Origin of the sequence: Flavobacterium petrolei (assembly GCF_003314435.2) — a bacterium.
GTDB lineage: Bacteria > Bacteroidota > Bacteroidia > Flavobacteriales > Flavobacteriaceae > Flavobacterium > Flavobacterium petrolei.
This window is the reverse complement of the sequence record NZ_QNVY02000005.1, coordinates 91,593-113,385: the sequence shown is the minus strand read 5'-3', so window position 1 is coordinate 113,385 and position 21,793 is coordinate 91,593. Positions and strand designations below refer to the sequence as shown.

Below are 21,793 nucleotides of genomic sequence, written 5' to 3'. Positions count from 1 at the left end.
CTTTTTATACCCACACTAAAAAAATACAAATTATTTTTTGAGGGCTAAATTTTTGAGGTAATAAAGAGTTGCAATTAATGAATCTAATTTAAAACTTTATAATATTTATAGGGAAAGGGTATTGTTATGGAAAATATTAAAATAAAATTAGCAGCTGGAAAAATAGTAACACTGGAAGCATTTCACATGTGTAAAACTTACAGTGGTTTGATAACAGGCGAACCGACAGAAGAGATGAATATAGAAATTATTAATAATATTAGTTATCCACAAAACTGGGGTACTAGGAAATCTTTTATTAAAAAATCTAATATGTACCTTTCAAAAGATATTTTGAATCCAGTGGTTTTTTCGGTATGGCTTTCAGCTAATCCAATTAATGATAGAGAAAATCAATTTGATGGTAGCTCAGTAATTTTAACTTGGTTGGCTGATAATCTAAAAGGTAAAAATATTGAGGAGATAATTGTGTCGGGTGTAATAACATTTGATTGGGACAATCAAGCTGAGAATTACAATTTTTAAATTTACACTTTATCGAATAATTTCACTAAAAATATTCGATTACTCTTTCGTATTTCATAATTGCTTTTTCATCTTTAAAATCTATTCTTTTTATCCAATTACCCTTTATATCATATTCAAACTTTGAAAAATTCCTTGATTTTAAATTACCAGCGGAAGTATAATAGTTAGATTCAATCAAAATACCAGTTGTGTCATATACATAAGTTGCTCTCTTACCATTTATGCTTTCCTCTATTTTTTTATTGTTTTCATCATAGATACAAGTTTCTGTATTTAATAATATTCCATCAGTTTTATATTTGTTTTCTTCTGTTACATTATTTCTTTCATCATATTTGTATGTTATTTTATAATTAAATAAGCCTTTTTCATTGAAAGAATTATATTCAATTTTATTATTCTGGATATCATACTTGTAAGTTTTGTAGTATAATAAATTTCCGTCAGTTGATGACAAGCATTTTTCTATTAAGATATTGTTTCTTTCATCTAAGGTGAAAATTTCTTTCGTTTTACCATAGTAATATGGACTATCTGAATTTATTTCTACAATATTATTATTAATATCGTATTTTTTGGTAATTATGTTAAATTCTTGTTTATTACTCCAGTTAGATATAATTTTTTTTTCTATTTCTTTTTGGTTCTCATTATATGTATAAGTTGTTTTTGAGGACAAACTTCCATCAGAGTTATAATGGCTGTCATCATTTAAATTGTTACTTTCATCATATTTATATCTTTCTCTAGATAATAATTCTCCCTGTGATTCAAGGTTAGTATAATAATTATTCTTCTCAATTTTGTTGCCTATTTCATTATATAAGTATGTTTCATGGATTTTTCCATTTGATAAATTATTGTAAGTGTATGTTTTGTATTCTAATATTTGCTCTTTTGTGTTAAATTTTTTGTAGCAATTATAGATTAACTTTCCATTTTCAACTTCACCAAATTTTTCAATTGGTAAATACATGAAACCTTTAACACTTTTGACATTTTGTTTTAAACCAATAAATTCTAATATTTCCATTCTATTTCTATAAAAAGAAGAGTAATCAATATTTTGCGAATAACAATTCTGTAATGAATAAAAAGCTAAGATTAGGATTAGTATGTTTTTCATATGTTTTTTTAGTATTAAATATTTGAGCAAAAATGTATTGATTATTCATAGTTTACAGAAAAAAAAAATGGCATTAGTCCTCAATAGGCCAAAATTCAATTTCATAAGTAAGCTTTCTTGTTTTGATTTTTTTAAATGTTCCTCCAATTCCCACACCCATCTTTTCTAACTTTAAAGCTAAATCAACATTGATATTCATGTCATCTGTATAACTCACTTCAGCTTTATCTTTTTTACAACCTCCTTCTAATCTGATTTTTTGAAGAGTTATCCATGAAGACTCACTTTTCATCCAATTACTTTTATATTCTTTAATTGGTGCTTTTGGTTTTGCGAAGGAACAATTAAATTTTAATATGGCATCTTTTTTTGTGCTACTACTACCATTAATATCACCATCTATCACACCAGCTTCAGTTGGTATGTTTTCTGCTTTTACTTTGGCCGTGATGTCGATACCATCTTCTTCAGCATATGTAATAATACAATTTTTCGCTCCTAAAGTTGAACACAATTCTTTAAATGAAGAAAGTTTAGATTGGAATACATATTCATGAAATTCTGCTAATGGGATATATAAATTAGGGTCAGAATCTGAACATGAATAAATAGTATTACTTACAGGATGGTATGGGGGAAAAGTAAATTCGTTGACAGCATCGTCAATTAAACAAGATTGAGGCTTTTTAACTATATAATTGTAAGAAGCTTTTTTTGGATTGGTAAGCATTTTAAAAAGACCAGTATAAGTTATTGTATCTAATAAAATTTTAGAAAAGTGAAATTCCCGAGTATTCATTATGTCAACTTCGACCTGTGACCCAACATATATTTGTCTCCTTTGATGAACAGGAGTGTCTTTAGTAATTTTCATAGTCTTTTAATTAGTTTGCAATTGATGTTTAATTAGTTTTATTTACAACTTCATCCCATACATCTTTTCATCGAACTCTTTCCAGTGTGGGTTGTGTTTGGATAATTCAGCCCAAAATTCTTTGCAGTGATTTTTTACTTTGGTAGATACCACTTGATGAATAATTACATAATTAAGCAGAATATCAATTAGATGACCGCAAGGATTATGGTGGATTAAGTAAATGAAAATTTCGTTATACAATGTATGTCCGTTTAGACGTTGAGTTGAATTTCTATTTAAAGCTTTTCTATTTACAATTCCAGTTAACCCAATAGGGTAAGCAATTAGCATAATAGCTCTATATCCAATTTTATTTCTGTATGATTGTATGAAAAATAATTATAAATATTAGTTTTGTTTTTTGTTAAAATTTGTAACCATTTATTTTTATTACTTCGTACTTCACCTTGGAAATGGACTTCAGCAATATTTAAAATTAAATGTTTTTTAGCTATTTTCTTTTAAGTGGCATTGAGTTCTGCATATCGATTAATATTTGTTTTGATGTTTCCGCTCCTACATAACGAGGTTCTAGAGGACCACCATGAAAAGTAGATAAGAAATCATTAAACTCAGTTTTACTATATGTTTTAGTTTCCAAATATTTATTTTTCATTTCTACAAAATCTTTATAATAGTAGTAAGGAAACATAACTTTTTTTGTTTCATTTTGAATTAAGTCATCTACTTCAACTATTTTAAATTGTTTTGGAATAATGCAAATAAGGTCATCTCCATATTCAATATAATTTTCTGGCTCCATAAATTCGTGAAACCTAATAATATTACTAGAAATTAAATTAAAACTAAAAAGAGTCCTTATTGAAAATGATATCGTTGGTCCCATAAAACCAACATAAGTCAGCTTGCTATTCATTGCATCCTCATAAAAATCAGCTGTTTTTACAACGGGTTGTGTTATTTTTTTTAAAGCAAATGTAACACCATATAAATCTTCTTTTTTATAATTAAAACTACATCTTTGAGTACTCTGGTCGTATTCATCATCTGATTTATTGTCGATTTTTCTACTTAAAAATTTAATTCTCTTTTCCTCCAGTTTTTGTAATTTTAACTTTTCTTTATATTCATTTTCTTTATAGTCGGTTTGTCGCTTTTTTATTTGTGCTTTCTCTATTATTGAAGATTCCATCCAATCTAAACCTATACCAATAATTGGTTGGTTTACATCTAAATTTGGATGATGTTTTTCAATTTCAACATTACCTTTTACAACGGTGAATGTATCAACAAAATTTAAACCAGATTGATTTCTTTTATTGAAATATTCACTTGTCAATATTGGTAAACTCTTAAAGTCAAATCCATCAAAATTAGGTATATCCATTTTACCTCCATTAACAGTAAAATATCTGTATTGTTGAATACTAAATGAAATCGAAATATTGTCCTTTCTTCTTTTATAAACTATTATACACTTTCCTTCAATTTCGCCAAAACCTTCCATTATATAAACTCGGACAAAATCAAAAACTTCTCCTGGATAAATTTTGACTTTATTTATAGATAATATTATATTTTTATTGAAATCCATACTTTTTATTTAATGTTTTTTAATAACTAGAAGTCTGTCTACTATTTTTAGATTTTTACGGTATTATTTTAAAAGTGGTTGGTATTATTTTTATCTAATTTATTATAAATGTCTAGAACTTTCATACTTTGTTATTTGATAAACAACCATCTTTATTTACAACTTCATTCCGTACATCTTTTCATCTAATTCTTTCCAATTAGAAATGTACTTAGACAGCTCAGCCCAAAATTCTTTGGAATGGTTTTTTATTTTGGTGTGTACTAACTCATGAATAACTAAATATTCGATAAGCGAAAATGGTAGTTTAATAGCGTTAATATTGATTATGATAGTGTTGGATGGTGTACAACTTCCCCAGCGTTTTTCAAGCTTCATGAACCTAACGTTGTTGTATTCCAAACCAGTCAATTTTGACTTCTTTTTCAAGATAGGTTCAATTTTTTCCTGTGCTTTTATTCTGAAATAGTTTTCAAAAGCTTGCTGTAAATTCTCCTGTGTATTAAGTTGGTTAGGTAGTGTAATTTTAAATTTAGATTCCGTGAAATCAATAGTGATTTTAGCACTGTCATTTTCGATAATAAGCTCAACATAATACTTTCTTCCAAGGTATTGAATGCGGGAGCCAGTTACAATCTCACCATCACTAATGGCACTTACTAACTCTAGTTTGTCCAGAACCCATTTGGCTTTCTTAAGTATCAATTTATCAGCTTGCTCGACTGGGATAGACTTCCCTTTAAGAATAACACCACGTCCTTTTTCTACACTGATATAATGCGATTTAAGACCTTCTTTTACTTCTATCGAATACTCAATGGTGTGATTGCCATATTGCACGCTATACATCTCTATTCTTCTTTAAAACATCGACCATCTCTCTTGCTTTTGCCTTAGCTTCTGACCGTTCCAACTTAGTACTCAAAAACCGAATAATCTTGTTTTCAATATCTTTTTGAACTTGACCTTTATTCTCCCAAGCTACAATACTCAGCTCGCCTTGGATAAGGTCAAACAGGGTTTTGGTGGCATCTTCGGCAGTTCCATCGAATAGGGTTTTCATAGAGTTGTAAACGGCTCGTTGTCGTTCCGTCACAAAACCTTTTTGTTCCCCTTCTTTTTGCTCATCAATGATTTCATCTTGCAACGCAGTGTAAGCAATAAGCAATTGAGCCTCATCAATTCGTTGAGCTTCTTTTTGTTTTAATAACTCATCTAGCCTTTGAGCCAGTGGTTTGTAGAAATCGGGATTCTTATCCAGTCCCACTTTTATAACATGCTTCAAGTTGTTTCGCATCTTCAACTCTTTGGTTGCTGGTGATGCGTTCATGATTTCTTCTTTAAATTTATCTTTATCAATAATGGAGATAGGTTCAGCCAACAGACTATGAACTCCGTTTGATTTTAAATGTTCATCAATCATGGCTTGAAGCATTTTACTTTCATCCTTGCTAATTTTTAATTCATCATCATCTGGAAATGCATTTCTTGCTCTTAATTTAATCTCATTGAAGAGCTTGAAATCTCCTTGGTACTTCAATGCTTTGGTATTGGGCAAAACAATGTTAATCGACTTGTTAAAATCCTTCAACAAGGATTTGAAATCATCTCTTCGGTCTATTGGTTCTATGAATCGAACTGCTGAATCAATGTAAGCATCTCTATCGTAATTTCTATCAATTTTCATTGGTTTAAAGAAATCAATTAACTTGGTATGATTCATTTCTAACTTCGGGAATTCCTCATTTATATTTTTCAAAATATCATCGGGTCTAAGGTCTCCAGAAAAGATTTCTAAGGCTTGAATTAGGTAAGCAGTGATTCCGTTATAGTCTACAATAAAACCAGCACTTTTTCCTTTTCGGGAACGGTTTACTCTGGCAATAGCTTGCAAAAGGTTATGTTCCTTTAAAGGTTTGTCCAGATACAAACATGAAGCAATGGGAGCGTCCCAACCAGTAAGTAGCATGTCAGAAACTATCATGATTGCTGTGTTATCAAACTTCTTTTTACCCGATTTTTCAGTTTCAGTTTCGTTGCCAAAAGGTAATTTGAAATCATCCGTGGCATCTTTGATGTCTTCGGGTGGCACAACGTATATTGGCTTTTTATTGCTTGGATTATTCCTGTTCCATTCCAAGGTTTCATAATAATCTTTGGCAATAGCATCTGTTTTTAGAGAACTAATACTTACGACTACTTTAGAACTGAAATTGTGGTAACCTTCTTCTTTGAGCCTATGTAAAGTTTGTTGGTATTTGATAGCAGCTTCTCTACCGCTACATACTAACATTGCTTTGTGACCATCTGGATGAATTTTATTTTTGAAATGGTCAATTAGATGTTTGCTAATGTCTTCAATTCGTTCCGCTGATAATTGGTACTTGCGAAGTGCTTCTCGCTTTAGTTTGTCTTTCTTTTCTTCGGATGCATCGGCAAAGTTTTTTTCAAATTCTTTATCGAGTTCTTCTTTCTTAACATCTAATTTACATATCCCTTCATCGTACAACAACTCAACAGTTGCTCCATCTGCAACTGATTCTTTAATAGTATAAACATCGATGTAATCGCCACCATAAAATTCACCAAGAGTTGATTTATCTTCTTTTGATATTGGTGTTCCAGTGAAGGCAATAAACTTCGCATTGGGTAAAACAGTTCGCATAAATGAAGCCAGAAAACCATAATGACTGCGGTGTGCTTCATCAACGAGAATGTAAAGGTTTTCTTTTTTAGAAAGCTCTTCTAGCTCAATCTCTACACGGTCAATTTCAACCCATTTCCCTTTTTGAAGTTCTTTGGTAATTTTGACAAGCGTTTTATCTTTCAGATGTTTTTCAATCATCAAATTGCCTCGCTCTTCCAGTTCTGTTTGGTCAGCAGATTCCGTTGCTTCTTTATCTGTTTCTTGAAATTTTTGTATAGTAGTGGTGATAATTCCCCCGTAATCATTGCGTAATAATTTATCTAAGTGTATAACTGATGAAGCTTGGTTTACATTTTTGAAACCAACGTTTTGAAGGGTAGTGGTAATTTGTCTGTCCAAATCCTTTCTATCGGTCATTATCATCACGGTGGGATTATCAAAACCGTATTCGGGGGCTTGTAATTTACGAGTAACATAAGCCATTGTTAGCGATTTACCAGAACCTTGAGTATGCCAAACCACACCACCTTCTCCCGCTTGTAAGCGTTCTATGGTTTTGTTAGTCGCTCTTATTTGTTGGTATCGTGGTAATTTTTTAATAGTAACGCCTTCATCTAGTTCAAATAACACAAAGTGACGAATAATATCCAAAACCCGCTCTTTCTTGAAAAGGGCTATCAATAATTTATCCTGTTCTGTTTTGGCTTGAGCCAAAATGTCTTTGTCTTCTTTATTGGTTTTAAAAACCGAATAAAATTGTTGAGGTGAGTTAATCGCTCCATAACGACCGTCCATTTGCCAGATACCCACACATATTTGGTTATAATGAAATAATTTCTGATTTAAGTCCTGATATTCTTTTAAATCGCTATAAGCAGAATCCCAAGCATTAGGAGCAACTGGAGATTTGCACTCAATAACTCCAATAGGCAGTCCGTTAATAAATACAACTAAATCTGGTCTTGATTTTCTACCAACTCTATTATGAAATGACATTTGATTGACCACCAAGAAATCATTGTTGTCAATGATTTCATAATCTATAAAATGTACCGAATGAAATCCTTCTATGCCATCAATAACTTGTTTTACCGTATACGTTCCTCCTCTGATATGTTCCCAAATCTTCTGGTTAATCTCCATTAACGAAGCTCCATTAACCGATGTAATTAATGTATAGGCTTTATTTAGGTTATTGTCATTTATCCAAGGATTTATTCGCTTGATTGCTATTAACAGTCGTTCTTTGAGTATCACCTCAGTTATATCATTGCGTTCTTGATGTTGCTCCCCATTGTAAAAGTGGTAGCCCATTTCTTGGAATAACGCTATGGCTGGTAACTCGCTATGAATATATTCTGGTGATTGACTCATAATTAGTTAAGACAATTATTAATAATGTATTCGGTATGTACTTTATTTGCTACTGCAAAATCAAATAATTCTTGGGCTTTTGACTTACTATAATCATTCATTTTAGTTGGTAAAATCATCAGTAATGAATCGAAAGAATTAAAATCATTTTGTACATGTGTTTTTGCAAACCACCAATGATTGAAAGAATATTCATTAAACTCTGAATTTACTTGTTTTCTATATTCACTTATTTTTTCATAATTTATGTTGTCGTCATAAAACCAAATTCCAAAGGTTTGTTTCGCTGATAATATTTCAAACAAAACTCGTACAGATTTATTTTTCCCGTCGTATAAATAACATTTTGAAGTGGGGTGAAATATATCATTATCCAATACTACTTTAAAACTCTCTTCGCTATTTGCAATTAATTCATTGAGGTCTTTTTCTACGCTTTTCCAAAATTGCTTAATCAACTTTTTTTTAACTCCGTTCAAGTGATTCGATATTTCAAAGGCTGATTTAAACTTATCGTCAGATGCAGTTAGGGTATCGAATATTCTATTTTCGTATTCGCTCATGTTAGAATGTTTTTATAATGTCTAAATATTGTTTGGCTATAAATCTCACTTTTTTTGATTTTAGCTCTTTGATATATGTTTTAAGGACGTTTTTTATGTCTTGGCGGTAACTCATATTTACAAGTACACTCGCTTCTTTTAATCTTTCTCTTTGCAGAAATGGCATGGAAGAATCACTTGCATCTTTTCTGCATTTGGTTAAGTAAATCAATAGTATGTTACCATCTGTATATCCAGATTTTTGGCAATGGTTATAATATCTTTCCAGTTGTTTCTCTTGGTCACCAGCATTTATTTTATTCTCAATGACAATGACAAATCGTTCTTTAAGACCAAAACTCTCTATAAAAATATCCAATCGTCCATCCTCAGTTGATTTTTCTTCTTTTACCCGAAGATTAGAAACTTTTAAATTCTTGTAAAGATGTTTTTTACTCTCTGGAGCAATAGCATTGATAAACAAATTAAAAAACAACAAACCATGAGCGTGTGAGGCTTTTGGATTTAATAAATTGATTAAATAAGGGGTATGCGTTTTAGTTTCTCCATGGCGAATGTTGAGAATATGGAAAATATTATAGCGTTCCGCTTTTGTTCGATTCCAACTGTGATACTCTTTTTTCATTACCGTAAAATCATCCAGAAGTGCATTGTATTTAGGAATATCTTCGGCAATTCGTTCTTGCTGAAAATTAAGTTTTACAGCATCGTACTCACAAATTAAGGCTTCAATATTGGCTATGTCATTATCCATACCGTTATACTTTTACCCTAATTTTCCCCGTTAACAATTGTTGCATCAATCCTTCTTTGAGTTCCTGGTAGTGAGTTTTCTTTTCAGATAGAACTTCAAGTTTTTCAGAAATTGTTGTTAATATATCTCCAATAATCAATTGTTCGTCTATTGATGGGATAGGTAATTTAAGCTTTTTTAATCCCGCAATGGTTAATTGTGGTTGAGCACTTCCGCTTGTTATGAATTCAACTTGTGATTTAAATATTGGACTTTTCAAAAGTTGATATAGGAATTGTATTTTGAAATTCATTTTACTATCTCGGAGAATTACCATTCCAGAGTTTAACCTAACATGTTCAAAAGGAATTGAATCGTCATATAAAGCTATATGTCCGACACTTCCTCTGGTCGTAATTACAAAATCATTTCTTGAAAGCTTACCTTTTCTTAACAATCTATCTCGTTCTTCATTAACGAATTGACAATCTTTGAATTTAAACCCATTTTTAGTAACATTTTTTGCTGAAAGAAATAAACAGTGACCTACATTATTAAAATCGTTGGATTTTGGATAGTTACTACCTCTATCGCCATCAATTAATTCAATCTCCATCAACTCAATTTCATTTACTATCCAACTCTTAGGAATCTCACCCAAAGGAGAATCTTTAAACTCAGTATGACCAATACCCTTAGTAAATAAGCGTTGCATCAAGCCTTTTTTGAGTACTTGGGATTCGATTATTTGTTGGTCTATGACCTCAATTTTATCATCTACAGTACTCAATATTTCGGCTATTTTTTGTTGTTCTGGAATGGGTGGAATTGGAATTTTCATCCTTTCTAAAGTTTTTGCTCCAACATTTTGTTGACCTCCTCCAGCTTGATTGTTTGTGAAAAATGTTTTCCCTTGTTCAGAATTGATATAATAACACAAAAAATTACTCAATGGTTTTTGTTCATTAAGTCTAATAATTAATGTTGTGAAAGATTGTGACCCGTCTAATTCCTTTGGAACTACCGCACTGATTCCAGGATACCCTGTTCTTACAGTAATAATATCATTTTCTCGTAATCTTTTTGATTTATTTAGTTCATCAAATTCGGGATTGATATATAAAATATCATTTAATGCTATTTTCCCCTCTTTAATGTTTTGATTTCTTAGAAGTATAACTCCATTATCGCAATACGCATGTGTTGTAGATGTTGCTATTCCAACAGTGCATTTTGCAACATCCCTTAATTCAATAAGTTTCCAGTCATTTGGAATAAAACCCAATTCAGAATCTTTATATCCTTCTATCATATCCCCAATTCCTTTAAAAAACCAGCCAACTTCATATCAATTTCTGTTTCACGTTTTTCTAATTGAGAAAGCTTTTGGTGCACCGCTTTAATATTTACTTCAATTTCCGCTTCACTTGTATTTATGAAACGAGAGATATTCAAGTTGTAATCATTTTCAGCCAACTCGGCAATAGGAACAATACGCATGTATTTGTCAATATCGATAGCACCATCGTAGGCTTTTACAATTTTAGCAAGATGCTTTGGTAGTAATTCGTTTTGGTTTTTACCTTCTTTATAGTCACTACTAGCGTCAATAATGGATATTTTGCCTTTTTGGGCTTCGGTTTTATTTTTATTAATAATCCAAATTGAGGCGGGTATGCCTGTATTGTAGAACAACGCACTTGGCAATCCTACGATACCTTCTACTAAATCAGCTTCTAATAATGCTTTACGAATTACTCCTTCGGTTCCACTTCTAAATAATGTACCATGAGGTAAAACAACACCCGCTTTTCCGTCTTGTTTCAAGACCGCTACCATGTGTTGCAAGAAAGCCAAATCGGCATAACCTCTAGGCGGTATTCCGTACTGGAAACGTCCGTAAGGGTCGCTTACTACTTTCGCATAATTGGGGGTTACTTTCTTTTCTTTGCCGTCTTTGTCTAGCTTTACTTCAATAGAGTTTTCGGCTGGTGTCCACCATCCATCCATCGAAAACGGGGGATTGGCAATCACACGGTCAAACAAATCGAGTTCGTTATTTTCGTTTTTATGTTGAGGTGTGATTAAAGTGTCACCCTTACGGATATCCGCATCCATAAAGTTGTGGAGTAACATGTTCAATTTACCAATTGCCCATGTACCCAAGTTTTTTTCTTGTCCGTACAATGAAACGTTTATATTGTTTCCTACTTTTCCATTGGGTTGTTCCGCAATGTATCGAGCCGATTCAATCAGCATACCACCAGAACCACAAGTTGGGTCATATACTTTTTGTTTGGGTTCTGGTTTTATCAGTTGTACAATCAATTGCACTACACCTCTCGGAGTATAGAATTCACCACCTTTTTTACCAGCATCATCAGCAAACATCTTAATCAAATACTCATAGGCATCCCCTAATAAGTCATTGGATTCCAGATGGGAGTTTCTTAGGGAATGTTGGTTAAAGTGCCTTAAAAGGCGTTGTAATAATTCATCCGATAATTTTTCTTTGTCACCAAACTTGGTAGCGGTCATTACGCCTTCCAAGGAAGTGTTTTCACGCTCTATTCCAGCAAAAGCCTTGTCTAAAGCAATACCAATGTTCTCGGTTTCTTTCTTGATGGTTTCCCAGCGAGATTCCAATGGCATTTGGAAATAGGTTTCATCCTCTGCCACTTCACGAGAAACGTCATCACGGTTCATGATGGTTTCTACTTCTTCTTCAAAGACATCATTGGAGCGTTTTAAGAACAATAAGCCAAATATGTAGTTCTTGAAATCTGAGGAATCAATGCTTCCACGTAATATGTTTGCTGAATCCCAAAGCCAAGATTCTAATGTTTCTAATTTTAATTTTTTATCGGACATTATGTTTATTGTTCTTTAATAATCTTTTTATTCTTTTTGAAAACATTTTTTCAACTGGTGATTCAAATATCCTTTTTAATAGGGTCTTGAATGTTTTTTGATGCTAAATGTAATGCAAATATTAAGAATAAATAATACTTTTTTATAGGTAATTACTTTTACCATTAGTAAAAAAAGATACTTAAATCAAATTTACATTTCCTATAAATCAATTCATTACGGTTTCCCGTAAAAGGCAAGAAATATTCAAAAATAAGATAGCATTAAATCAATTAACTGAGGCCAAACATGACATACATCCTAGTCTAAATAAATCAAAATCAAAAAAGTATTAACGTTCGCAAGCCTATCTATACTTTTCGTTGATTACCGCATCAAAAACAATGTTTTTCTGAATTGTTATCTCCTATTAACGTGCGGCTCTAGCGGGAAAAGGGAGCGGTATTTGATAGTTAAGGTACACAAATAGTACTATTCGGTTTCAAAGATTTGTCTCAAAAAATTCAAAAAAAAAAATTTTGGAGAATGACTCTTCTTGAAATAATTTTGAGAAAAAATATGCCAGGATTTTGGTTTACATATCTATACCCCATAAATAGTATGGGTACGGGGGGCTACTATTAGGGTGGTAACGGGGGGAGTGGTACAGAGGGGGGTGTAGCGGAACTGGGGTGCAATTGGTCTTCAAGTAACTGGTTTAAATTCTTTTGGTTGATGTGGGTTTTATATAAAAATAAAAAAAAGGTTTCCCTTCGGGTAGTTGGTATGTTTTAATTATAGAAGTAAGTTAATCCAAATAATATTTAGTTGATATAGGTTTATCTACATAGTAACCTTCGGCACTGTTGGTATAGGATTTTTATTGTAATTAAAATTAAGTAATAATAATTCAGATAATATTTAGTTGAATAGTTATTTTAGTAATAGCCTACGGCTTGTTATGTTTTTCTATTTTACTTTAAGTAACCAACTAATTTTTACAGTTGATATAGTTTATCTAAATAATAGCCTTCGGCAATTGGTATTATATTTTATAATTATTTAAAAAGGATATGCCGAAGGCAAATTAAAAGTAATTGAAGTGTATTTTTTTTATTTAATTATAATGATTTTAACTTATTTTAAAAGTTATCATACTATCATATATAATTTTCTTTTTATTTTAATTTATAGTATTATCTATTGTTATATGTATAGTATGGGATATGCTATAATAATGGGATAGTCTATGTTATTCAAGTTGCATGGGTATGCTATATAAAAAGGACAGGTATGCTATTTCAATTAAGTGATTTAACTGTTATAATACTGAAACTTAATAATAAAAAACATATACCAACTGAAATTTAAGTTGAAACAACAATAAAGTCTAAGTATATTTGTAAAACCAGATTTGAGATGCTAATTTTCTTAATTAGCATTTGGTAAATAAGAATCTTCAACCAAAAGAGGGTGTGAACCTTGTTGATTAGATTCAGTCCAGAATAACTCCAATAAGCCATAAAAGGTATTAGTCTAATTGATTAATATTTGGCAAAAAAATAAAGCAATCTTCAACCGAAAAGGTGTAGATGAAGTCGATAATACCATAATACAATGATTACCAAAAAAAAGTATGAGACAGAAGGTCTCGATAATTACCTACGCTTATTTCCTAAAGTAATGCGTACAGAACTAACACTGCTTCAGAAATATATCCTATGTGATGTGATTTCGAGAAATATACAGGGTGAGCCATATTATAAAGTCAGTAATACATTGGCTGAAGAACTTGGAAATTATAAAAAGAAAACTATTCAAACAGCATTTCAATGGCTGAATACAAATGGTTATATCAACACGGAGCCATATAATGATGGTAAACATAAAGAAGACCTTCGAGAGGTGGAACTAATCCAGATTGAAAAATGGATATATACGGATGAACATCTTAATAAAATCGGTTTTAAAATTTTACCAACTGAAAAGAAAACAAAAGATGAGAATTACGCTTGGATAATGAAAAATAGGAAAGGTAATGACGTTTCAAAAAAGAATGAACACAATTTAATAATTCCAGAGTCTATCAATGCTTCAATTGTAGATATTAAACTAATTCAAAATGAGCACGAGGGTGATAAAGATGAAATTACAATTGGTTACACTGGTTGTAAAGCAAAAGTACTTTCCGATGATTCACATCTTAATAATGGATTAATAACTTTGAAATTTGATGATTTAGATTATTGTGCTAATGTTGGAAACATATTTATTAACCAAATTAAAAATGGTCAAAAGTTTGATTTTCAAATGGTAAATATAGATTTTGAAGATGGCGGTATTGTACTGCAAGAGGAAGTAATAAAAATTCCAAATTCAAGTAAATATTATGCTAAATCAAGTCTAAAGCATATTGATAACAGTCTATTTTCAGATGAAATGGATTAGATTATAAAGCTGAAAGATGGTCACATGTTTGGTTTTAAAACAAGAAAATCAAAAAAACAGAAGGCTAATCTTAGTTGACTAGCCTTTATTGTTTTTATATTAACAAGTTATCTGTAATTAGAAATTTAAAACTTGAGAAAATATCAGAATAGAAGAAACCATTTTTCCTTTTGATGCTAATTTCCACGATTTGACAAAAACTTTTGATTTATTGAATCAAAAACTTTTTAGTTTTTCATGTTTTTTTATTGAGATATAACCGTTATTAAATCATATTCAGCACCACTGATATAGAGCCTTATTATTTCTATTAAAATTGGAACCAATGGCTTAATATCAACTTGGTGTCGAATTTTTGGCGGATATTTACATCCATCAAAACAACCGCTTACCATGATTTCTGAATTCATGCTAATATTCAATTTAAACAGGTCACTTTTGATTTTTTCAGAATTGATTTGGGGTATAATTTTCGGTGTAAATGGATTATATGATTCCCATAAATAATCTAAACTTTTATTTTTTAGTTGGCTTTCAATTATCATTATTACCTCTGAAATCATTTCTTTAATTTCGAGTGATTTTTGGCAATTATGATTATAATCCCTTATATTAAAATTCCGTTGGCAAATAATTTTATCATTTAGTAGTAATGTGAAATCAAACAAATAATCAAATTTGTTTTTAGCAGTCTTTTTCATTTTTATAAAGTTTTTAAAGTTAGTTTTTAATATACTACCTTAATCACCCTTCTAAACTAATTAGTTATATTTGCTAAAAAAAATATGTTAGGTATTTATACACGTATTTCTGGAAATAAAGCTGTGGGAAAAGATACTTCAATTGAAATTCAAACAGCTGAAGGAGTCAAAATAGCTTTGAAGCTTGGAATGCAGTATAAAGTTTATACTGATATTGGTATATCTGGAACTAAAGAAGAAATTGAAGATAGACCTTCATTTGCATACTTAATGAAAGATATTGATAAAGGAAAGATAACAGCTGTGTATGTAATAGACCAAGCAAGACTAGAAAGAAACCCTAAAATTTGGCAGATATTCTTGTATCAAGTCAATAAAAAAGATGTTAAGTTTTATCCTAAAGGTATTGAGACAGATTTAACTGACCCAGCAATAAAATTTGCAACTAGTATTCAATCATTAACTAATCAATTATTTGCTGAACAAACACGTGAAAAAGTTAATCTGACATTTGACAAACGTGCATCTGAAGGTTTTACGCACGGTGGTCTGCCTTATGGTTATGAAAAAGGAAAAGATGGAAAGTATCAAATAATTCCAACTGAAGCTGATATTGTTCTTAGAATATTTAATTTAAGTCTTGCTGGTGATGGAACTTATACAATTGCTAACATTTTAAATGCTGATGAAATACCAACTAAGTTTCAAAATGTTAGTAAGAGAGATTCTTTTATTCGTTACGATGCTTATACAGGTGAAAAAAAAGTATTTAATAAAGCTACAATTAAGTGGCGTGGTAATGTTATATATGACATGCTAAAGAATACTACTTATAAAGGTATTAGAGTTTGGAATCGTCTCCAAAAAGATAAGAAACAACGAATCGAAGCAAATGTGCCAGCAATTGTAACTGAGGATTTATTTGATAGAGTAAATCGAAACCTTGTTAATAACAAACAAAAAGTTGGTAAAAGAAGTGAGTTTAAATATCTATTAAATGGTTTAATAATTTGCGGTTGTTGTGGCAAAGAATATCGTGGCAAAAAAAGAATTGTAAATAAAGATTCAGCTTACAAATGCATTCAACAAGGTAAATGTCCTAAATCACGTGGTTTATCAATTGTTAGATTTGAAAACTTTCTAATTCAACATCTATTTATTAATAAAAACTTGAAAGAATTATTAATAAACTTGCCCATTAATACAGATAATGGTGTTGTTTTAAAAAGTAAATTATTTAAATATGAAGAAGAGCTCAAAAAGAAAATTAAATTAAAGGAAAAGTATTTAAAATGGTTGAATGATGAGGATTTAGAAGATGATGATTCCATTAGAGAACAGTATAAGAAAAATGTAAAAGATATTGGTAGTCTAAAAAATAATATTGAAATTTTAAAATCTGAAATACTTGAATCTGATTCAAATTTTGCTAAGCTAAAAGTTGAAAATGCTACTAATGAATATAAACTTACAACAAATTTTGATGACACCAAAAGACTTATTCATTCGTTAGTTGAAAGAATTACTGTCATACATAAGAAGCTGGATAAGGGTGGTATTTTTAACGTTGTAATTAAGTATAAAGGATTTGAAGAGTATTCAACATTTACAACCAATTGGTTCAGTTTGAAATGGATTTGGTTGTATTATTCACGGGGTGAAGCAATAAGTGAACAACAGCGTCTACAAGATATAGAAAATGAAAAAGCTTTATTTGATTACAAAGGGATTCCATACACTGATGAAGATTTTATTGATTTTGTTGCTGGTGATTCTGTTTCAATGATGATGGATGAAATAGTACTTGATAATAATAACCTTGTTGAATTTAATTAAAAAATTCAGACTACATTAATTAACCGTATAGATATGTATCTGAGATGGATGATTCGTCAAGACAATAAAGGAGTCGATTTAGGAATTTGGAAAAGCATTTCACCAGCTTCATTATCCTGCCCTTTGGACGTACATTCCGGAAATGTAGCCAGAAAATTAGGAATATTAACCAGAAAACAGAACGATGGCAAAGCCTTGTCTGAATTGGATTTGAAACTTCGTGAATTTGACAATGCTGATCCTGTTAAATATGATTTTGCTTTATTTGGATTAGGTATTTTCGAGGGATTTTAAGCGTTTTCACACCAAAAAACAATATTTCAACAAGGAAATTCCTTTTGGGCATTCTCTGTTGATTCATCTTATTAATTAAACTTCAAATAAAGGCAACCTATTTACTTTGTAAATCCTTCTTTAGCTTCCAAAAAAAGGGTTTACCATTAATACAATTTAGACTTATGAATTGTTTCGGTGCACAATGTTCGAATAATACACGGTAAAAAAATGAAATCCCTACTCTACTCGTAGCTTTGATAAAAAATCCTTAATTAAATTCAAAGACTCTAATAAAACTGCGAAAAATAAATTTCTAAAAATAGAAATTCTACAAAAAACAACATTGCTTTTTTTGGATTATGTGTTTTAAAGGATTTAAATGTTATACGTCGAAAATATTTCTTCAAGCTTTATTTTATTTGTAATATTATATTATAAAATACTGCTAATCATGGATTTAATCACTAACTACCTGCAATATTACATTATTCCATTCCTATTGTTTTCAACCTTATTATTGACAATTTTTTTATTGTTAAAAAGAATACGCTACGAACACAACAAACCCCGCAGAGAAGCAATAAGCAATAAAGCTGAAACTTTTTTGACTGAAATTATTCTGTCAGATCGAAAGGACAAAAAATTAAGTACTAAATTATCCCTCTTTAAAAAAGAAATACCGCTTCATAAGACTTGGTGCAAGGAAATGATTATCAATGATATGATTCGTTTTAAACACAGTTTAAAAGGAAAAGCATCGGAACAAATCAATGTTTTTTACCAAGCTTTGAATCTTGATAAATACTCCGCACGATTAATCCGTGATTTTAGAAGTTTTTATAAATGCGAGGGCTTTTATCATTTTCAGGCTTTAGATTATAAAAAAGGAAGTGCTTTAATAAAACCCTATCTGAAACACCCGAATATTGTGATTCGGTCAAATGCTAACATGGCTTACATTTCCTTATCCGAAAATCACATGGAAAGTTTGAAACAACAATCGTCCACTATATCGCATCTGAATATGATAAAAATAATGGATATTTTACATGAAAAAAAAATCGCTATTCCTAAAAATATTGATGAATGGATTGAAACAGAAAATAATTCGGTCACGAAATTAGGGCTGAAGATAATGGTGTACTACAATTATAGAAAACAGGCTAAAGGAATTATTTCATTAATTTATAATGATGATGATACTTTAAAAAAAGAGGCTATTATCGCTATCCGAGAACTGTTTCTAACAGAAGCTAAAACGGAATTGATACAACTTTTCAATAAAGTATCTCCCGATATTCAATTAGAAATTCTAGAAACATTAATGGTTATAGGTGATGAAAGTATAGTTCCTTTTTTAGAAAATACAATTCCGAAAGCGACTAATAAAGACATAAAACTAAAAGCGGTTGCATGCCTAAACGAATTAGACAAATTAGAACTGAATTTAGTAGCAATCAATGATTTTGATATTACAAAAATGACAAAACATGTCAGAGAAATATATTTATAATGATAAACAGTCTCACATATCAGCTTATTCACTTTTATGAAATATTCGTTTCACTTTTCTCGCTTACCTACATTTTATTCTACGTTTTACTGTCCATTCTTTCCTATTTTGCTATACTAAAACATCTTAGATACCAAAAATATATTTCGGAAGATATTCTTATTAGATCGAATCATTTGTTAGGCGTATCCATTGTTGCACCAGCTTTTAATGAGGGCGTTAGCATCGTTTATAATGTAAAATCATTATTGTCACTGACGTATCCAAAATACGAAATCATTATTGTCAATGATGGAAGCACAGATGACACGTTAACCAAGTTGATCACGGAATTTGAATTAGTAAAAATTGATTTCTATTATCAGGAAAAAATTGTGACCAGACCCGTTCGGGGTCATTATAAATCCACTAATCCTATATATTCCAAACTTATGGTCGTGGATAAAGAAAACGGAAAAAGTAAAGCGGATGGATCCAATGCAGGAATAAATTCGTCACAATATCCTTTGTTTCTCTGTACTGATGTCGATTGTATTCTCAAAAGAGATACAATTCTTAAATTAGCAAAGCCATTTATGGAAAATGAAACCCGCGTAATCGCAACGGGTGCCGGAATCAGAATATCGAATTCCTGTGAGGTAAAAGATGGCTTTTTGCATAAAGTGCATTTCCCTAAAGACTGGTATCCTAGATTTCAGGAATTAGAATATGTTCGCTCGTTTCTTTTTGGCAGAATGGCTTGGAGCCAAATCAATGGTTTGCTTTTAGTTTCTGGCGGATTAGGAATGTTTGACAAAGAAATAGCTATTAAAGTAGGTGGTTATTGGCATAAATCGTTAGGCGAAGATATGGAACTGATCACCCGAATGCGAAAACACATGCATGAAAATAAGCAAAAATTCTTAATTAAATACATTCCGGAATCGTTGTGCTGGACTGAAGTTCCAGAAACAAGGGAAGTGTTGCTGAGACAACGTACCAGGTGGGCCAGAGGACTTGTTCAGACGCTTTTTCTGCACCGAAAAATGTTTTTAAACCCAAAATATGGTAAAACAGCATTCCTGATTTTACCCTTTTTCTTTGTATTCGAATTCTTAGTACCAATTGTTGAATTACTTGGAATTATCGCACTGATTATAGGATTTTTCAACCACTCCATAAATATTGAATATCTCGTCACTATGGGATTGTTTGTCTATATATTTTATTTATTAATTACACTAATATCCATCCTAATTGACGATTTATTGTACAAAAGCTATGCTAATTACAAAGAATTAATGGTCTTGATTTTCATGGCCATCATAGAACCATTCGTATATCATCCTTTGAATGTATACGCATCGTTAAAGGGTTATTGGTTCTTTTTTAGACAAACAGAACAAAAATGGGGCGTTATGATTCGAAAAGGATTTGCAACAACTGAAAAAGTAACATTATGATTCTAAACAAAATTTTAAACACTGCCAGTTTTTTAATTTTTTTATTATTTCTGTCTAACCCAAATTTATCAGCTCAAAAAATTGATTCTGATAGTCTACTCACGGTCATTATAAAAGACATGCAAACCAATAAAAACTATGAAAAAAATATTGAAAGAGCTTTATTAGGGAAAAAAATTGCTCCTGCGTATTTAGATTACTATTTGCTTTTGGGTAGAAACTATGATTTACTGCAAAAGAAGGATAGCGCTAGATATTATTACAACTATTATATAGAAAAAAATCCCGACAATGAGGACACTTTTAACTATTTAATCAATCTTGAATTAGAGGATGAAAATTACAACAATGCCTTAGTTACAATAGACCAAGCCCTTACGAAACATCCTGGAAATAAAAACTTTGAACAAAAAAAACTTACTGTTTTCCAGTTGCAAAAGGATAGAAAAAAAGAATATGAATATTTAAAAACGTTACAAGCAAAAAATCCAAATGATGATGCCGTTACACAACTGATTTTTCAACTGGAATCAAAGATGAAATCGGATCGAGCAGGTATCAATTACAGTTATACCACTTTTGACAGAAAAGGATACGGACCATGGCATTTACTGGGTTTTCAATACATAAGAGAACGCCAATGGGGATCCTTGATTGGGAGAATCAATTATGCTGATCGGTTATCCTCAGGTCAGAGTATAGCTGACGGAATTCAATATGAAGCCGAATCGTATTTTTTTACGGGCAAAAACAATTATTCCTATGTGAGCGCGGCATACAGTAATGATCTTGTTTTTCCAAAAATAAGACTGGGATATTCTTTTTATCAAAATTTTAAAAAAGGCTGGGAAGGTGATTTAGGTCTCCGCTATTTAAAAACCCAAGATGGTACTGAATTTAATACCATAGTTATTGGTCTCGGGAAATACATTGGGTCCTATTGGATTAATCTGAGAACTTTTATTCAAAAAGACAAACAAGATTATTATCCCGCTGTTACCTTGACTATGCGATATTATTTTGATACCCGATTTGATTACGTAACTTTTACCTCTGGCTACGGTTCTTCCCCGGAAGAGCGGACTACTTTAGGACAATTTAAAGAGCGAATTTCACTGGATTCGTATCGGTTGGGTACCGGTTATTACCGAATATTCAACAATCATTATATTGTAGGAATTCAACTTACCTATAATCAACAAGAATACGTTCGAAACTTAACACAAAATGAATTGGAACTCTCATTAATGTTCCAATATAAATTCTAAAATATGTTAAATAAAAG

Annotated in this window: 17 protein-coding genes and 1 pseudogene; 7 read left to right on the top strand and 11 right to left on the bottom strand. The window is 31.0% G+C overall.

The window, feature by feature from the left end; all coding sequences use genetic code 11:
• The first annotated feature begins 126 nt into the window (after nt 1–126).
• Nucleotides 127–525, top strand: coding sequence for a hypothetical protein (locus DR871_RS13825; RefSeq protein ID WP_113666783.1), 399 nt, complete (start codon nt 127–129; stop codon nt 523–525).
• Between the two features lie 25 nt (nt 526–550).
• On the opposite strand, the gene DR871_RS13820 is transcribed toward DR871_RS13825, so the two are convergent.
• From DR871_RS13820 to DR871_RS13775, 10 genes are all read right to left on the bottom strand, one after another.
• On the bottom strand, nt 551–1,561 hold the full coding sequence (locus DR871_RS13820) for a hypothetical protein (RefSeq protein ID WP_129752547.1): 1,011 nt from the start codon (nt 1,559–1,561) through the stop codon (nt 551–553).
• 166 nt (nt 1,562–1,727) lie between these two features.
• Nucleotides 1,728–2,528 carry a hypothetical protein gene (locus DR871_RS13815; protein WP_113666781.1) on the bottom strand — a complete coding sequence of 267 codons (801 nt, stop codon included), beginning with the start codon at nt 2,526–2,528 and terminating at the stop codon, nt 1,728–1,730.
• Nucleotides 2,529–2,570: 42 nt separating this feature from the next.
• Nucleotides 2,571–2,861: a YgjP-like metallopeptidase domain-containing protein gene (locus tag DR871_RS13810; protein WP_113666780.1), complete on the bottom strand. Its 291-nt coding sequence runs from the start codon at nt 2,859–2,861 to the stop codon at nt 2,571–2,573.
• Between the two features lie 160 nt (nt 2,862–3,021).
• Entirely contained in the window at nt 3,022–4,125 is a 1,104-nt protein-coding gene (locus tag DR871_RS13805; protein WP_113666779.1) for a hypothetical protein, read from the bottom strand.
• Between the two features lie 156 nt (nt 4,126–4,281).
• The gene (locus DR871_RS13800; protein WP_113666778.1) at nt 4,282–4,974 is read right to left on the bottom strand and encodes a M48 family metallopeptidase; all 693 of its coding nucleotides are present in this window, start codon (nt 4,972–4,974) and stop codon (nt 4,282–4,284) included.
• Nucleotides 4,967–8,146, bottom strand: coding sequence for a type I restriction endonuclease subunit R (locus tag DR871_RS13795; protein ID WP_113666777.1), 3,180 nt, complete (start codon nt 8,144–8,146; stop codon nt 4,967–4,969). The genes DR871_RS13800 and DR871_RS13795 overlap by 8 nt, the downstream gene beginning before the upstream one ends.
• Nucleotides 8,147–8,148: 2 nt before the next feature.
• Nucleotides 8,149–8,709, bottom strand: coding sequence for a hypothetical protein (locus DR871_RS13790; protein WP_113666776.1), 561 nt, complete (start codon nt 8,707–8,709; stop codon nt 8,149–8,151).
• Nucleotide 8,710: 1 nt separating this feature from the next.
• A complete protein-coding gene (locus tag DR871_RS13785; RefSeq protein ID WP_113666775.1) occupies nt 8,711–9,463 on the bottom strand; it encodes a PDDEXK-like family protein in 753 nt (250 codons plus the stop codon).
• Between the two features lie 4 nt (nt 9,464–9,467).
• Nucleotides 9,468–10,754 carry a restriction endonuclease subunit S gene (locus DR871_RS13780; RefSeq protein WP_113666774.1) on the bottom strand — a complete coding sequence of 429 codons (1,287 nt, stop codon included), beginning with the start codon at nt 10,752–10,754 and terminating at the stop codon, nt 9,468–9,470.
• On the bottom strand, nt 10,751–12,313 hold the full coding sequence (locus tag DR871_RS13775; protein ID WP_113666773.1) for a type I restriction-modification system subunit M: 1,563 nt from the start codon (nt 12,311–12,313) through the stop codon (nt 10,751–10,753). Before DR871_RS13775 ends, DR871_RS13780 begins: the two co-directional genes overlap by 4 nt.
• A 1,596-nt stretch (nt 12,314–13,909) precedes the next feature.
• Here DR871_RS13775 and DR871_RS13770 point away from each other — a divergent pair.
• Nucleotides 13,910–14,740, top strand: a complete 831-nt coding sequence (locus DR871_RS13770; RefSeq protein ID WP_113666772.1) for a hypothetical protein — start codon at nt 13,910–13,912, stop codon at nt 14,738–14,740.
• Between the two features lie 245 nt (nt 14,741–14,985).
• Here the strand turns inward: DR871_RS13770 and DR871_RS13765 are convergent, their stop codons facing one another.
• Nucleotides 14,986–15,441, bottom strand: coding sequence for a hypothetical protein (locus DR871_RS13765; RefSeq protein ID WP_113666771.1), 456 nt, complete (start codon nt 15,439–15,441; stop codon nt 14,986–14,988).
• 84 nt (nt 15,442–15,525) lie between these two features.
• Between DR871_RS13765 and DR871_RS13760 the strand changes: the two genes are divergently transcribed.
• The 5 genes and pseudogenes from DR871_RS13760 (at nt 15,526) to DR871_RS13740 (ending at nt 21,776) form a co-directional block, all read left to right on the top strand.
• The gene (locus DR871_RS13760; RefSeq protein WP_113666770.1) at nt 15,526–17,277 is read left to right on the top strand and encodes a recombinase family protein; all 1,752 of its coding nucleotides are present in this window, start codon (nt 15,526–15,528) and stop codon (nt 17,275–17,277) included.
• A 24-nt stretch (nt 17,278–17,301) separates the two neighbouring features.
• A pseudogene (locus DR871_RS13755) lies at nt 17,302–17,571 on the top strand (DUF2400 family protein); the annotation flags it as partial.
• Nucleotides 17,572–18,004: 433 nt separating this feature from the next.
• On the top strand, nt 18,005–19,066 hold the full coding sequence (locus tag DR871_RS13750; protein ID WP_113666769.1) for a HEAT repeat domain-containing protein: 1,062 nt from the start codon (nt 18,005–18,007) through the stop codon (nt 19,064–19,066).
• The gene (locus DR871_RS13745) at nt 19,066–20,508 is read left to right on the top strand and encodes a glycosyltransferase family 2 protein (protein WP_113666768.1); all 1,443 of its coding nucleotides are present in this window, start codon (nt 19,066–19,068) and stop codon (nt 20,506–20,508) included. The genes DR871_RS13750 and DR871_RS13745 overlap by 1 nt, the downstream gene beginning before the upstream one ends.
• Entirely contained in the window at nt 20,505–21,776 is a 1,272-nt protein-coding gene (locus DR871_RS13740; protein ID WP_113666767.1) for a YaiO family outer membrane beta-barrel protein, read from the top strand. The genes DR871_RS13745 and DR871_RS13740 overlap by 4 nt, the downstream gene beginning before the upstream one ends.
• Nucleotides 21,777–21,793: the final 17 nt, after the last annotated feature.

What these genes read in the sequence shown, in the direction of transcription:
- DR871_RS13780 (WP_113666774.1), bottom strand. Translation starts at nt 10,754, where the DNA reads ATGATAGAAGGATATAAAGATTCTGAATTGGGTTTTATTCCAAATGAC.
- DR871_RS13790 (WP_113666776.1), bottom strand. Translation starts at nt 8,709, where the DNA reads ATGAGCGAATACGAAAATAGAATATTCGATACCCTAACTGCATCTGAC.
- DR871_RS13800 (WP_113666778.1), bottom strand. Translation starts at nt 4,974, where the DNA reads ATGTATAGCGTGCAATATGGCAATCACACCATTGAGTATTCGATAGAA.
- DR871_RS13815 (WP_113666781.1), bottom strand. Translation starts at nt 2,528, where the DNA reads ATGAAAATTACTAAAGACACTCCTGTTCATCAAAGGAGACAAATATAT.
- DR871_RS13820 (WP_129752547.1), bottom strand. Translation starts at nt 1,561, where the DNA reads ATGGAAATATTAGAATTTATTGGTTTAAAACAAAATGTCAAAAGTGTT.
- DR871_RS13775 (WP_113666773.1), bottom strand. Translation starts at nt 12,313, where the DNA reads ATGTCCGATAAAAAATTAAAATTAGAAACATTAGAATCTTGGCTTTGG.
- DR871_RS13795 (WP_113666777.1), bottom strand. Translation starts at nt 8,146, where the DNA reads ATGAGTCAATCACCAGAATATATTCATAGCGAGTTACCAGCCATAGCG.
- DR871_RS13750 (WP_113666769.1), top strand. Translation starts at nt 18,005, where the DNA reads ATGGATTTAATCACTAACTACCTGCAATATTACATTATTCCATTCCTA.
- DR871_RS13745 (WP_113666768.1), top strand. Translation starts at nt 19,066, where the DNA reads ATGATAAACAGTCTCACATATCAGCTTATTCACTTTTATGAAATATTC.
- DR871_RS13765 (WP_113666771.1), bottom strand. Translation starts at nt 15,441, where the DNA reads ATGAAAAAGACTGCTAAAAACAAATTTGATTATTTGTTTGATTTCACA.
- DR871_RS13805 (WP_113666779.1), bottom strand. Translation starts at nt 4,125, where the DNA reads ATGGATTTCAATAAAAATATAATATTATCTATAAATAAAGTCAAAATT.
- DR871_RS13785 (WP_113666775.1), bottom strand. Translation starts at nt 9,463, where the DNA reads ATGGATAATGACATAGCCAATATTGAAGCCTTAATTTGTGAGTACGAT.
- DR871_RS13740 (WP_113666767.1), top strand. Translation starts at nt 20,505, where the DNA reads ATGATTCTAAACAAAATTTTAAACACTGCCAGTTTTTTAATTTTTTTA.
- DR871_RS13825 (WP_113666783.1), top strand. Translation starts at nt 127, where the DNA reads ATGGAAAATATTAAAATAAAATTAGCAGCTGGAAAAATAGTAACACTG.
- DR871_RS13760 (WP_113666770.1), top strand. Translation starts at nt 15,526, where the DNA reads ATGTTAGGTATTTATACACGTATTTCTGGAAATAAAGCTGTGGGAAAA.
- DR871_RS13810 (WP_113666780.1), bottom strand. Translation starts at nt 2,861, where the DNA reads ATGCTAATTGCTTACCCTATTGGGTTAACTGGAATTGTAAATAGAAAA.
- DR871_RS13770 (WP_113666772.1), top strand. Translation starts at nt 13,910, where the DNA reads ATGATTACCAAAAAAAAGTATGAGACAGAAGGTCTCGATAATTACCTA.